General features: G+C 62.3%; 7 protein-coding genes, 2 tRNA genes and 2 rRNA genes (1 of these 11 running past the window's edge). 7 read left to right on the top strand and 4 right to left on the bottom strand.

The annotated features are described in order from the left end of the window. Nucleotides 1-35: 35 nt before the first annotated feature. Nucleotides 36-902: an alpha/beta fold hydrolase gene (locus tag YUU_RS0109605; protein ID WP_027522167.1), complete on the bottom strand. Its 867-nt coding sequence runs from the start codon at nucleotides 900-902 to the stop codon at nucleotides 36-38. Nucleotides 903-1,138: 236 nt separating this feature from the next. Here YUU_RS0109605 and YUU_RS0109610 point away from each other — a divergent pair, with 236 nt between their 5' ends. Together YUU_RS0109610 and YUU_RS0109615 are read left to right on the top strand one after the other, a co-directional pair. Beyond that, nucleotides 1,139-1,783 carry a TIGR02594 family protein gene (locus tag YUU_RS0109610; RefSeq protein ID WP_027522168.1) on the top strand — a complete coding sequence of 215 codons (645 nt, stop codon included), beginning with the start codon at nucleotides 1,139-1,141 and terminating at the stop codon, nucleotides 1,781-1,783. A 106-nt stretch (nucleotides 1,784-1,889) separates the two neighbouring features. Beyond that, on the top strand, nucleotides 1,890-2,528 hold the full coding sequence (locus YUU_RS0109615) for a hypothetical protein (protein ID WP_027522169.1): 639 nt from the start codon (nucleotides 1,890-1,892) through the stop codon (nucleotides 2,526-2,528). A 168-nt stretch (nucleotides 2,529-2,696) separates the two neighbouring features. Here the strand turns inward: YUU_RS0109615 and YUU_RS0109620 are convergent, their stop codons facing one another. Further along, nucleotides 2,697-3,485, bottom strand: a complete 789-nt coding sequence (locus YUU_RS0109620; protein ID WP_027522170.1) for an MOSC domain-containing protein — start codon at nucleotides 3,483-3,485, stop codon at nucleotides 2,697-2,699. 256 nt (nucleotides 3,486-3,741) lie between these two features. Between YUU_RS0109620 and clpB the strand changes: the two genes are divergently transcribed. Next, on the top strand, nucleotides 3,742-6,381 hold the full coding sequence (clpB, locus tag YUU_RS0109625) for an ATP-dependent chaperone ClpB (protein WP_027522171.1): 2,640 nt from the start codon (nucleotides 3,742-3,744) through the stop codon (nucleotides 6,379-6,381). Between the two features lie 81 nt (nucleotides 6,382-6,462). Here clpB and YUU_RS0109630 read toward each other — a convergent pair whose 3' ends face one another. Both YUU_RS0109630 and YUU_RS0109635 read right to left on the bottom strand, forming a co-directional pair. Continuing rightward, the gene (locus YUU_RS0109630; RefSeq protein WP_027522172.1) at nucleotides 6,463-6,729 is read right to left on the bottom strand and encodes a hypothetical protein; all 267 of its coding nucleotides are present in this window, start codon (nucleotides 6,727-6,729) and stop codon (nucleotides 6,463-6,465) included. A gap of 156 nt (nucleotides 6,730-6,885) precedes the next feature. After that, nucleotides 6,886-8,949, bottom strand: coding sequence for a M23 family metallopeptidase (locus YUU_RS0109635; protein ID WP_027522173.1), 2,064 nt, complete (start codon nucleotides 8,947-8,949; stop codon nucleotides 6,886-6,888). A 1,004-nt stretch (nucleotides 8,950-9,953) separates the two neighbouring features. Here YUU_RS0109635 and YUU_RS0109640 point away from each other — a divergent pair. The 4 genes from YUU_RS0109640 to YUU_RS0109655 all read left to right on the top strand — a co-directional run. Beyond that, a 16S ribosomal RNA gene (locus tag YUU_RS0109640) occupies nucleotides 9,954-11,442 on the top strand. Between the two features lie 222 nt (nucleotides 11,443-11,664). Then, a tRNA-Ile gene (locus tag YUU_RS0109645) sits at nucleotides 11,665-11,741 on the top strand. 35 nt (nucleotides 11,742-11,776) lie between these two features. Then, a tRNA-Ala gene (locus YUU_RS0109650) sits at nucleotides 11,777-11,852 on the top strand. 415 nt (nucleotides 11,853-12,267) lie between these two features. After that, nucleotides 12,268-12,358: ribosomal RNA gene (locus YUU_RS0109655) — 23S ribosomal RNA — on the top strand (it continues 2,783 nt past the right edge of the window). Together the 16S and 23S rRNA genes with 2 tRNA genes alongside form the textbook arrangement of a ribosomal RNA operon.

Genomic DNA, 12,358 nt, shown 5'->3' on the forward strand with positions numbered 1-12,358 from the left:
CGCTCGCAATGACGGAATATAGGATGATGCCTTCGCTAATTCGCAGCCACTGACCTCGGATCGCGCACCGGCCAGCGCCCCGCTTCCACCAGCGTGACGAACCGCTCCACCGTTTCGTTGAACAGCGCGGGCTCCTCGAGATTGAGGACATGGCCTGACTTCGGAAACATCGCGAGCCCTGCGGCCAGCAGATGCTTCTTCAGGAACAGGCTCGGCCCGACGCAGGGGTCATCCTCGTCGCCGCAGATGATCAGCGCTGGCGTCGCCACGCGTCTGATCGCATCCGTCATGGAGTAGATCGAGGGGCGGCCGCCCTGGAAGCCGCGCATGGTGTTGGCCGAGCCCCTGGCATCGTGCCGTGCCAGCGCGGCATAGAAATCAGCGTGGCCGCGCGGGTCCTTCACCAGAAACGGAATCCGGCTCGGCGCATCGCGCGTGACCTTGGCGACCTCGAGAGAGCCGAGTGTCTCGAATTGCTCGGCATTGGCGCGGCACTGCTTGCGCCAGGCTTCGAGATTGTCGAGCTCCGAACCGGAGCCGACGCCCGCGAGCGTCATCGACAGCGCGCGCCCCGGCGCGTTGAGGCCGATCTGCAGCGAGGAATATGCGCCCATCGAGAGACCGACGAGATGTGCGCGATCGATCGAGAGATGGTCGAGCACCGCGAGTGCATCGGTGTAAAAGTGCTTGTAGGTGTAGACCTCGGCCGATGCCGGCACGTCCGACGGCGCATAGCCGCGCGCGGAATAGGTGATGCAGCGGTGGCCGCGCGAGAAGTAGCGCATCTGCGGCTCCCAATTGGAGTAGTCGGCCGCGAACTCGTGCAGGAAGATGATCGGCGTGCCGTGGCCCGCTTCCTCGAAATAGATGCGGACATCATCCCTGGTCGTGGCGTGGGGCATTAACCGTTTCCCTCTTTCTGGGCCGTCGCGTTAAGCATCGCAGTTAATGCTGTGGGCAGCAATGCGGCAGCATCAGACCAGCATCGACACAGGGTCATCGCGGAAATTCCCTGAAGCGAATTTCTGCAATGCCGCATTGTGCCTTGCTCTTGCCACATCTGGACTTTCATACGACGCGCGGATGTCGGCCACCGCACGGGCCGATGGGAATTGGGGGTGTCAACGAAGGATGAAGAATGTTTGAGTTGTTTGCGTTCGGCCGGCTGCGTCACGTCATCGCGCTGGCTCTCTTCTCCGCGGCGTTCGCCGCATCTATCTCTCCAGCATCGGCACGGTCTCATCGTCACAGCGCAGAGCGGCACGCTTACGTGCATCACGCCGCGCACCATGCCGGCAGGTATCATCACTATCGCCACGCGCGCTCATCGCGCTTCGAGCGCGGCGCCGCGCAGTTGGAGGCGAGCGGCTTCGCCAACACCCAGGCCAGCTATGACCCGAGCGCCAACACCGGCGGCATGGCGGGCGACTTCGGCGGTGGCTCGGGCCTCGTCTCCGAGGCGCGCCGCTATCTCGGCGGCAATCCGACCGGCCGCGGCAGTCTGTGGTGCGCGCGCTTCATGAACATGGTGCTCGAGCACACCGGCCATAAGGGCTCCGGCTCCGACATGGCGAGCTCGTTCGCGCATTACGGAACGCGTGTCTCCGGTCCGCAGGTCGGCGCGATTGCGGTAATGTCGCGCGGCCGCGGCGGCCATGTCGGCATCATCACCGGCATCGACGCCAAGGGCAATCCGATCATGATCTCCGGCAATAACGGCAATCGCGTCCGCGAGGCACCGATCTCGCGCGGCCGGATCTATGCCTATGTGATGCCGAACTGATCGATCGTCCCGGCACATTTTCGAACCTGCCGTCGAGCTCGCGCGACCCTAAGGAGACGCGGGCTCGGCGGTTACCTCCGTCCGCCCTGCGGATCACGGGGTGTACATGGTGTTCGAGAAAGTGACGCGGGCCGTCTTCGACGAGCTTCTGGCGAACGATGGATCGGCAAGGTTTCGGCGGGAGCTTGCCCGTTACGATCTGGGGTCGGACCCACCTGCGCGGGATGATTGTGCCGTGCTTCGCGGGCCGCTCGCAGCATCCGACTTCGTCGACGTGCCGGCCTTCAACACGCTGGTGATGGGCGATCTGACCGTCGACGGCCTGGTCGATCTGGGGAACGCAGGCGCGTTTGATGAAGGCGGGATGTTCGTCGTGCTCGGCAACGTCGCCTGCACGGTGTTCTCGACGGGGTTTGCCAAGGGGACGTTCATTGACGGCAATCTCGAAGCCGACTCGTTGATCCTGAACGCCTTCGATGACTCCGCGTTGGTGGTGATGGGAAACCTGCGGACCTATTTCTTCTACGGCCGGGACATCTGGGCGGAGGTCGGCGGCAAGGCCGAGATGCACTACGGCGACGGTTATTGCCTGCCGATCGGCTATACCAGTGCCGGTGCCGAGGCGATCGAACCGTTGCATGATCGTGCGACGTCGCTACGCCGGCTCAATCTCGACAATACGGACTATATCGAGCCTCACCGCTTCCTGGACCTGATCAGTAGCGGGCGACCAGTTTTCAAGTGAGGCAAGCAGAACTAACGTTCGTCATTGCGTGGAGCGTAGTTGTAGGGTGAGCGAAGCCACTTGTCCGCGTAGCTCGTAGAGCGAAGGCGGAAACGTGCCCATCACTTCTGCCTGCGTGGAGTGATGGTGGGCAGGGCGCGAGAGCGCCTTTGCCCACCGTACGGCAGCTCACACCAGCTTCGGCTCTTCCATCGCGAGCCGATCGCCGATGGCGATCTCGCCATCTGCGATGACCTCGGCATAGATGCCGCAATCCATGTGGCCGAGATGGCGCGACAGCGTCGGCGGGATTTCGAGATCGCGTTCCGCGGTCACAGGATCGACATTCGTCGCCGCGCAGCGCTTGATGCGCTTGACCACCTTCAGCCGCGCATTGCCGATCGCCAGCGTGTGGCCGAGGAGGTCGAGCTCGGACCAGGCCGGCCAGCCCTGAACGTAGAGGTTGCCGCGGAAGCGCAGGGGATGGACGGCAACGCCGCCCAGCATCTTCTCGATTGCATGGACACTGCCGAGATTGATGATGGAGACGACTTTGCTAGCGACATCCGAAAAGTTGTGGTCGCGGCCGGACAGCACTTTTGGCGGCCCGCGCAGCTCGCTCTGGAAATTGCCGGTGAAGTAGGTCTCGATCGCAGCGCGCCCGCTTGCCGTTTCCAGGTCGCCGCTGGCGACGACCTGGCCGTCCTTGCGGATGGTCAAAAGATTGGTCGCGTCCTCAAAGCGGCTGTTGAGGCCGGCCAGGCGCTCATTGCGCATCAGCATCAGGAACTGGGTCTTGGGCATCCATTGCGGCGCCTCCGGATCGAAGCCGCTCGGGCCGTTCTCGATGGCATAGCGGCGGTCGGCGGGCAGGGTCTGGCCGACCCGCAAGGCGACGCGGGACAGGGGCTCGGGCGTGAGGCCTTTGACCGGATAGCGGTAAAGGCCCGTGATCGCGGCAGTCGGGCTGGTCATCATGGCGACTAGTTAACGGATTCCATCTGCTGGCGCCAAGCGGGGCATTTGGCTCACAAATTTGTCGTGCACGAATTTGTGAAGAAGCCTCTTCCGTTCCCGTGACTTGGTTCCCACATCTGCGTCAGGCCGGCGCCAGCGTCGGCTGCTAACGACCGCTTGCTGCTTGAGAAACGTCAATGTGGCCAGCGGAAACCCAATGAAGATGCCATCTGGAGTGCCTTAGAGGGCTCCGGGGGCAGGCCGAGGGAAAGACAAAATGAACATTGAAAAGTACACCGAACGCTCCAGGGGCTTCATCCAGTCCGCGCAATCGCTCGCGATGCGCGAGGGGCACCAGCAGTTTTCGACTCTCCACCTCCTGAAGGTCCTCCTCGACGACAATGAGGGCCTGGCTGCCGGCCTGATCGACCGTGCCGGCGGCAATTCCCGGGCGATTTTGAAGGCGACCGAGGAGGCCCTGAACAAGGTGCCGAAGGTCAGTGGCGGCGGCGCCGGGCAGATCTATCTGGCGCCCGAGCTCGCCCGCACGTTTGATGCTGCCGAAAAGGCCGGCGAAAAGGCCGGCGACAGCTTCGTCACGGTCGAGCGCCTGCTGCTCGGGCTCGCGCTCGAAAAGAGCAGCGAGGCCGGCACGATCCTCAACAAGGGCGGCGTGACCCCGCAAAACCTCAACGCCGCGATCGAGGCGCTGCGCAAGGGCCGCACCGCCGACAGCGCGACCGCCGAGAACGCCTATGACGCGCTGAAGAAATACGCCCGCGATCTCACGCAGGCCGCGCGCGACGGCAAGCTCGACCCGGTGATCGGGCGCGACGAGGAGATCCGCCGCACCATCCAGGTGCTGTCCCGCCGCACCAAGAACAATCCCGTGCTGATCGGCGAGCCCGGCGTCGGCAAGACCGCCATCGTCGAGGGCCTGGCGCTGCGCATCGTCAACGGCGACGTGCCGGAAAGCCTCAAGGACAAGAAGCTGCTCTCGCTCGACCTCGGCGCGCTGATTGCCGGCGCAAAATACCGCGGCGAGTTCGAGGAGCGGCTGAAGGCCGTGCTCCAGGAGGTGACCGCGACCGAAGGCACCTTCATCCTGTTCATCGACGAGATGCACACGCTGATCGGCGCCGGCAAGGCCGACGGCGCGATGGATGCGTCCAACCTGCTCAAGCCGGCGCTTGCCCGCGGCGAGCTGCACTGCATCGGCGCGACCACGCTCGATGAGTACCAGAAGCACGTCGAGAAGGATGCGGCGCTGGCGCGGCGATTCCAGCCGATCTTCGTCAGCGAGCCCTCGGTCGAGGATACCATCTCGATCCTGCGCGGGCTGAAGGACAAGTACGAGCAGCACCACGGCGTGCGGATCACCGATTCCGCGCTGGTGGCGGCGACGACGCTGTCCAACCGCTACATCACCGATCGCTTCCTGCCGGACAAGGCGATCGACCTCATGGACGAGGCCGCCGCGCGGCTGAAGATGCAGGTCGATTCCAAGCCCGAGGAACTGGATTCGCTGGATCGCGAGATCATCCGGCTCAAGATCGAGCAGGAAGCGCTGAAGAAGGAAAGCGATATCGGCTCCAAGAGCCGCCTCCAGGCGCTGGAGAAGGAGCTCGCCGATCTGGAGGAAAAATCGGCGGCGCTGACGGCGCGCTGGAGCGCGGAGAAGAACAAGCTCTCCAACGCCCAGAAGCTCAAGGCCGAGCTCGATGCCCTGCGCGTCGAGCTTGCCAATGCGCAGCGGCGCGGCGAATTCCAGCGCGCCGGTGAGCTGGCCTATGGCCGGATCCCGGAGCTGGAGAAGAAGCTCGCCGATATCGAGGCGCGCGAGGGCTCAGGCGAGATGATGGAGGAGGCGGTCACCGCCAACCACATCGCGCAGGTGGTCTCGCGCTGGACCGGCGTACCCGTCGACAAGATGCTGGAGGGCGAGAAGGAAAAGCTCCTCAAGATGGAGGAGGCGCTCGGCCAGCGTGTCGTCGGCCAGAGCGAGGCCGTGCATGCGGTCGCAACCGCCGTTCGCCGCTCGCGTGCGGGCTTGCAGGATCCGAACCGGCCGATCGGCTCGTTCATGTTCTTAGGCCCCACCGGCGTCGGCAAGACCGAGCTGACCAAGGCGCTCGCCGAGTATCTGTTCAACGACGAGACCGCGATGGTCCGCCTCGACATGTCCGAATACATGGAGAAGCACTCGGTCTCGCGGCTGATCGGCGCGCCTCCGGGCTATGTCGGCTACGACGAGGGCGGCGCGCTCACCGAAGCGGTGCGGCGCCGGCCTTACCAGGTGGTGCTGTTCGACGAGATCGAGAAGGCGCATCCTGATGTGTTCAACGTCCTGTTGCAGGTGCTCGACGACGGCCGCCTCACCGACGGCCAGGGCCGTACCGTCGATTTCCGCAACACGCTGATCATCATGACCTCGAACCTCGGTTCGGAATTCCTGGTGAATCAACCGGAGGGCGAAGACACCTCTGCCGTGCGTGAGCACGTGATGGGAACGGTTCGGGCGCATTTCAGGCCGGAGTTCCTCAACCGCGTCGACGAGATCATCCTGTTCCATCGCCTGCAGAAGAGCGAGATGGGCCGGATCGTCGAGATCCAGTTCGCCCGACTGCAGAAGCTGCTCACCGATCGCAAGATCGCGCTGACGCTGGATGGTGCAGGCCGCGACTGGCTCGCTGCCAAGGGCTGGGATCCGGCCTACGGCGCGCGGCCGCTGAAGCGGGTGATCCAGCGTTACCTCCAGGATCCGCTCGCCGAGATGATCCTGGCCGGTGACGTGAAGGACGGCGACACTGTTGCGATCTCCACCGAGGGCAACGTGCTGACCTTCAACGGCAAGGCGCAGCAGACGGCCGAGATCGCCCAGTTCGAGGCGCCGGTGCCGAAGAGGAAGTTGAACTGATCGTCCTGTTGCCTCAAACAACAAACCGCCCCGGAGAGGTCGTCCTCTCCGGGGCGAATTTGTTTTGTCAGATCCGACTGGCTAGCTGGCTGCAGACACGGCGCCCGGATTGGCCGGGCCTTGCTCGTCGTCGTCCTGTTCGAGTTCCGACAGGATATCCACCAGCTCGCGCACGCGGCCCTGTGCCAGAGGCCGCAGGTCGTTGATCATGGGCTCGTCATTGGCGAGCCAGGCCTGGGCTTCGGCGAGTTCTTCGATGGTCGCCCCGGTTCCGATGATCTGGGCGATGGTGACGTCATCAGCCCCGCTGACGGCCTTGGTGACGTCTTCGCGTGAGAGGCGCCGCATGGTTGGTCCTCCTCTGGCTCAACGGCTCAAACAGGTCGCGCGGGTCAATCGAGACGCCGCCGATCAGTTCCACAACTGGGGACGTAGGACGGAACCCGGCCGTGAAAAGGCCGGTCTCGAGAAAAATTACCGGTTGGTGACTTCGCGATTAGTGACTTAGCGGTTAGTGACCTGGAGCGGGCCGCCGGTCGCATCCGAGATGCGGGCGATGCCGCTCGAGCGGTTGCTCATCATCGCCTCGATGCGGTCGCGCTCCTTTTCGAAGCCCGCCATGATCGGCCCTTCGAGCGAGCGACCGCGCGGCAGCTTGACGCGCATCGGGTCGACGAAGCGGCCGTTGACCAGGATTTCGTAGTGAACGTGGGGTCCGGTCGACTGGCCGGTCGAGCCGACGAAGCCGATCACCTGGCCTTGCCGCACCTGCTTGCCGGGCTCCATGCCCTTCGCGAACGCCGACATGTGGCCGTAGGCGGTCTCGTAGCCGTTGTTGTGCTTGATGCGGACGTACTTGCCGTAGCCGCCTTCGAGCTGGGCCTTCTCGATCACGCCGTTGCCGGCGGCGAAGATTGGTGTGCCGTAGGCGGTGGCCCAGTCGACGCCGGTGTGCATCTTTACGTAGCCGAGGATCGGGTGGCGGCGGCCGCCGAAGCCGGAGCGCATGATGGCGCTGTTGACGGGCTTGCGGACCAGGAACTTCTTCGCGCTCTTGCCGGTCTCGTCGTAGTAGTCGACGACGCCGTCGTCGGGGCTCTGGAAGCGGTAGTATTTCTTGGTCTCGCCGCCGACCGTGAGGGAAGCGAACAGCACCTCGCTCTTGTCGGCCGCCGCCGTGCCCTCGTCCTCGCCGGCGTAGAAGACGTCGAAGGAATCGCCCGGCTGCACCTTGCGCTGGAAATCGACATCGTAGGAGTAGATCTTGATCATGTCGTCGATGACCGGCATCGGCACTTTGTTGCGCATCGCGGTCTCGTAGATGCTCTGGTAGAGCCGGACGCCGGTGCCGTCGTCGTCGTCATCGTCGTCGCTGTTGGCATTCGCGGCCGCGTCGGCGACGGTGTTCATGCTTGAGACGTCGACCGCGATGTATTTGCCGAGATCCGACAGCGCTGCGATCGCCTCGACCATGGTGTCGTTGGCGACGACGACGCGGAATGGCTGGAGTCGGGCACCGGCGCTTGCGGGCGCCATCAGGATGCGAAGCTTCTCGCCTTCCTTCAGGCCGCCGTCGCGGCCGCGCGGGCCGAGCGTCGCGGATATCGCCTTGATTTCCTCTTGTGTCGCGCCGAGATCGCGCAGCACGGAGGCGACCGAGTCGCCCTTCTTGACGAGGTGCACGCGCTCGCCGTTGGGATTGCCGCCGGTGATCTGTTCCTTGGTCTTCGGCAGCAGCGTGACGTTTTCCGGCACCACGCGCGTCTCGAAGCCGGCATAGGGGTCCGCCGAGGGCGCCTCGGTGGCGTAGGCCATCTTCATGTCGGACGGGCCGGTCGCGCCTGAGACGTCGGCGGTGGCGTTGGCGAGCGCGGCATAACGGACGCCGCCGTTGCCACGCCAGTTGGCGGCATCGCGAACCCGCATCAGGATGTCGTCGAGCGCCACCACCGCGGAAATCTTGGCTTTGGGCAGCACCGGCGACAGGTCCTTGGTGACAAAGGACACTTCGGCGTCGGGCTCGACCGCCTCGGGATTGTTGGGATCGTCGGATGCGGTCTTCGGGTCGGCGCCGACATCGGTCAGAAGGCGCTGGGCATTGAACGGCGGGATCTTGGCCGAAAGATCGCTCGCCGTCATCGAGAGGTTGCCGGCGATGCGGACGAAGGGCCGCACCCGCATCACGTCGCGGTTGCCGACGCGGGCCACCGTCGAGACGCGCACCACGTTGCGCGAGGCCGTGGATTCACTGGGCGGCGGCAGGCGGTCGCTCTTGTGCACGGTGGCGGCGCGATCATTGGCGCCGAATGCGCCGCGCAGCACGCCTTCGACACGCTCCGGCACCTTGGCGAAGGTCAACTCGCCGTCGAGCGAAGCGAAAACGGCGCCGCCGATCAAGGCCGCGCCGCAGAGTCCGGTCAGAATCGTGCCGCTGAACCACTGTACGGAGACGCGGCGGCGATCGATCACGGCAGCTTCGGAACCATCGACGGAAAGCGGCGGCTCGTGGCCGAGATCGATGATCCCGGTCTCACGCCCATAACCCCCGCGTGGCGCCCTATGGTTCAACCCAAGTCCCCCAATATCACCGACATGCGCGAAGCCTGTTCCCGCGCCTTGCCGTCGTCGCCCTCTTCAAGGGGGATCTTCGGAAAAGGCACGCCGCTTGAAGACGCTCGTCAGCCAAAAGGCCCTCGAGGGGCCGGCCGAACTCACGAACAGCGAAGCGGATGAAGGTCTCTCGATGTCTCTCGAATGTCCCGGGAAGGCAGCTGCATCTTTCAGATCGCCTCCCCTTGACCAGTGTAAATCGCCGGCAGCCCCCACAGGCACCCAGCGATTCAAGCTTGTGTCATACCAGAACGCCCCGGGATTGTGGCTCTAGTACGGCGCCAAATCCTGAAAAAGTTTGACGATTGAGCCGGGCGCGAGCTGCCCGCCGGGCGCGCTCCTTGGAGCCCCTTCGGAACTCAAATTTTTTCTCTCGCAGGCCAAACTTTTTTTCCCGATTTTCTCCGAACGCGTCGCCCGAGGCCGACGCGCCCGTCGCGTAAGCCTCGGAAATCACCGCACTTTTTCCGCAGTGCACACAGGCTTTGGCCGTGCGACGATTTGTTGACAATACCCGTTGACAGCGCCGAGGGGAGGGGCCTATAAGCACGACCACTGAGCGCGGCGCCGCCGGGTCACTGACCAAGGCGAGCGAACGCGCCACTGATGCTCCTCACCTTGTTGAGTGCACAACAGCCGACACAAATCGGTTGGAGTCATTCATCGTCGGTAAGGGTGTCGGAACCCTTCCTCCCAGGAAGGTTGGGACCTCTCCGGTCCCGGGCTGTTTGACAAGTGAAGATGAAGAAAGAGAAACGTGGACGGCGGAGTCCTTGCGGGTCTCGCTTCTGAAAAGCTTCGGCTTTTCTGATCGAGACCGGACGAAAGACTTCGGCGGTACACGTTTCAAAGGTAACACCATGGCCTCTTCATTGAGGTCAGTTCGCAAGCGATGTGAATCGCTTCGCGAGTATGGTGGGACCTCGTCAAACGTTGTGATCAGCCGGTTCAAAGTTCAAGTCCAACTTGAGAGTTTGATCCTGGCTCAGAGCGAACGCTGGCGGCAGGCTTAACACATGCAAGTCGAGCGGGTGTAGCAATACATCAGCGGCAGACGGGTGAGTAACGCGTGGGAACGTACCTTTTGGTTCGGAACAACACAGGGAAACTTGTGCTAATACCGGATAAGCCCTTACGGGGAAAGATTTATCGCCGAAAGATCGGCCCGCGTCTGATTAGCTAGTTGGTGAGGTAACGGCTCACCAAGGCGACGATCAGTAGCTGGTCTGAGAGGATGATCAGCCACATTGGGACTGAGACACGGCCCAAACTCCTACGGGAGGCAGCAGTGGGGAATATTGGACAATGGGGGCAACCCTGATCCAGCCATGCCGCGTGAGTGATGAAGGCCCTAGGGTTGTAAAGCTCTTTTGTGCGGGAAGATAATGACGGTACCGCAAGAATAAGCCCCGGCTAACTTCGTGCCAGCAGCCGCGGTAATACGAAGGGGGCTAGCGTTGCTCGGAATCACTGGGCGTAAAGGGTGCGTAGGCGGGTCTTTAAGTCAGGGGTGAAATCCTGGAGCTCAACTCCAGAACTGCCTTTGATACTGAAGATCTTGAGTTCGGGAGAGGTGAGTGGAACTGCGAGTGTAGAGGTGAAATTCGTAGATATTCGCAAGAACACCAGTGGCGAAGGCGGCTCACTGGCCCGATACTGACGCTGAGGCACGAAAGCGTGGGGAGCAAACAGGATTAGATACCCTGGTAGTCCACGCCGTAAACGATGAATGCCAGCCGTTAGTGGGTTTACTCACTAGTGGCGCAGCTAACGCTTTAAGCATTCCGCCTGGGGAGTACGGTCGCAAGATTAAAACTCAAAGGAATTGACGGGGGCCCGCACAAGCGGTGGAGCATGTGGTTTAATTCGACGCAACGCGCAGAACCTTACCAGCCCTTGACATGTCCAGGACCGGTCGCAGAGACGTGACCTTCTCTTCGGAGCCTGGAACACAGGTGCTGCATGGCTGTCGTCAGCTCGTGTCGTGAGATGTTGGGTTAAGTCCCGCAACGAGCGCAACCCCCGTCCTTAGTTGCTACCATTTAGTTGAGCACTCTAAGGAGACTGCCGGTGATAAGCCGCGAGGAAGGTGGGGATGACGTCAAGTCCTCATGGCCCTTACGGGCTGGGCTACACACGTGCTACAATGGCGGTGACAATGGGAAGCGAAGACGCAAGTCCTAGCAAATCTCAAAAAGCCGTCTCAGTTCGGATTGGGCTCTGCAACTCGAGCCCATGAAGTTGGAATCGCTAGTAATCGTGGATCAGCACGCCACGGTGAATACGTTCCCGGGCCTTGTACACACCGCCCGTCACACCATGGGAGTTGGCTTTACCTGAAGACGGTGCGCTAACCAGCAATGGAGGCAGCCGGCCACGGTAGGGTCAGCGACTGGGGTGAAGTCGTAACAAGGTAGCCGTAGGGGAACCTGCGGCTGGATCACCTCCTTTCTAAGGATGGTCCTTCAGAGAGCTCACGCTCACTATCGGACCGTTTTAGAAACATCAGGGGCCAACAGATCGCCAGATCGTTGAGCTCCATTGGCGGGATTTCGCCGTCTTCGTTTCTCTTTCTTCGCGGACGAACACGCGCCAGGGGCTGCGCTGTACGATTGGCGCTTGCCGCCGGTCGCACGCGAGCAAGACCCTAATCCTCGTTAGGATATGCGTTAGGGGCTTGTAGCTCAGTTGGTTAGAGCGCGCGCTTGATAAGCGTGAGGTCGGAAGTTCAAGTCTTCCCAGGCCCACCACTTTGATCGAGTGTAGGCATTCGTCTTCTGGTTACGGGGCCATAGCTCAGCTGGGAGAGCGCGTGCTTTGCAAGCATGAGGTCGTCGGTTCGATCCCGTCTGGCTCCACCAGATGGTTTGATTGCCGGCGCTGCTTGTACCTGGGTCTTGCACCTAAATCGTCCGCGAAACATCACTTCGCGCCCACTAGTCCGGATGGACAGTGAGGTTGCGTGATTTCTGACATCGTAAAGAGGAGATCGATCCGAGTTGGGTCGTGCAGCAAATCGTTGCGCGGGCCTTCATTATCTCCGGATCATTTCGGCGCTCGCTTTCAACCGTGAGGTTGGCTGCGAGTTGTAAATGATCCTTTTAGCGAAGCTTGACCGCCTCGCTATCGGAACGATCTTACGAAGCAAGCTGGTCTTTCTAGTCAATGTCCGGCTGCACGTAGCATTCATCGAGGGTGCGCGCCTTAGAGATTTAGGTCTCTTGGCAATCGTGCAGACAACATTCTGCCGAGTGTGTGGACATTGATAATGAGAGCAATCAAGTGCCTTAAGGGTGTTCGGTGGATGCCTTGGCGCTGAGAGGCGATGAAGGACGTGCTACGCTGCGATAAGCCGTGGGGAGCTGCG

Source organism: Bradyrhizobium sp. Ec3.3 (genome assembly GCF_000472925.1).
Lineage (GTDB): Bacteria > Pseudomonadota > Alphaproteobacteria > Rhizobiales > Xanthobacteraceae > Bradyrhizobium.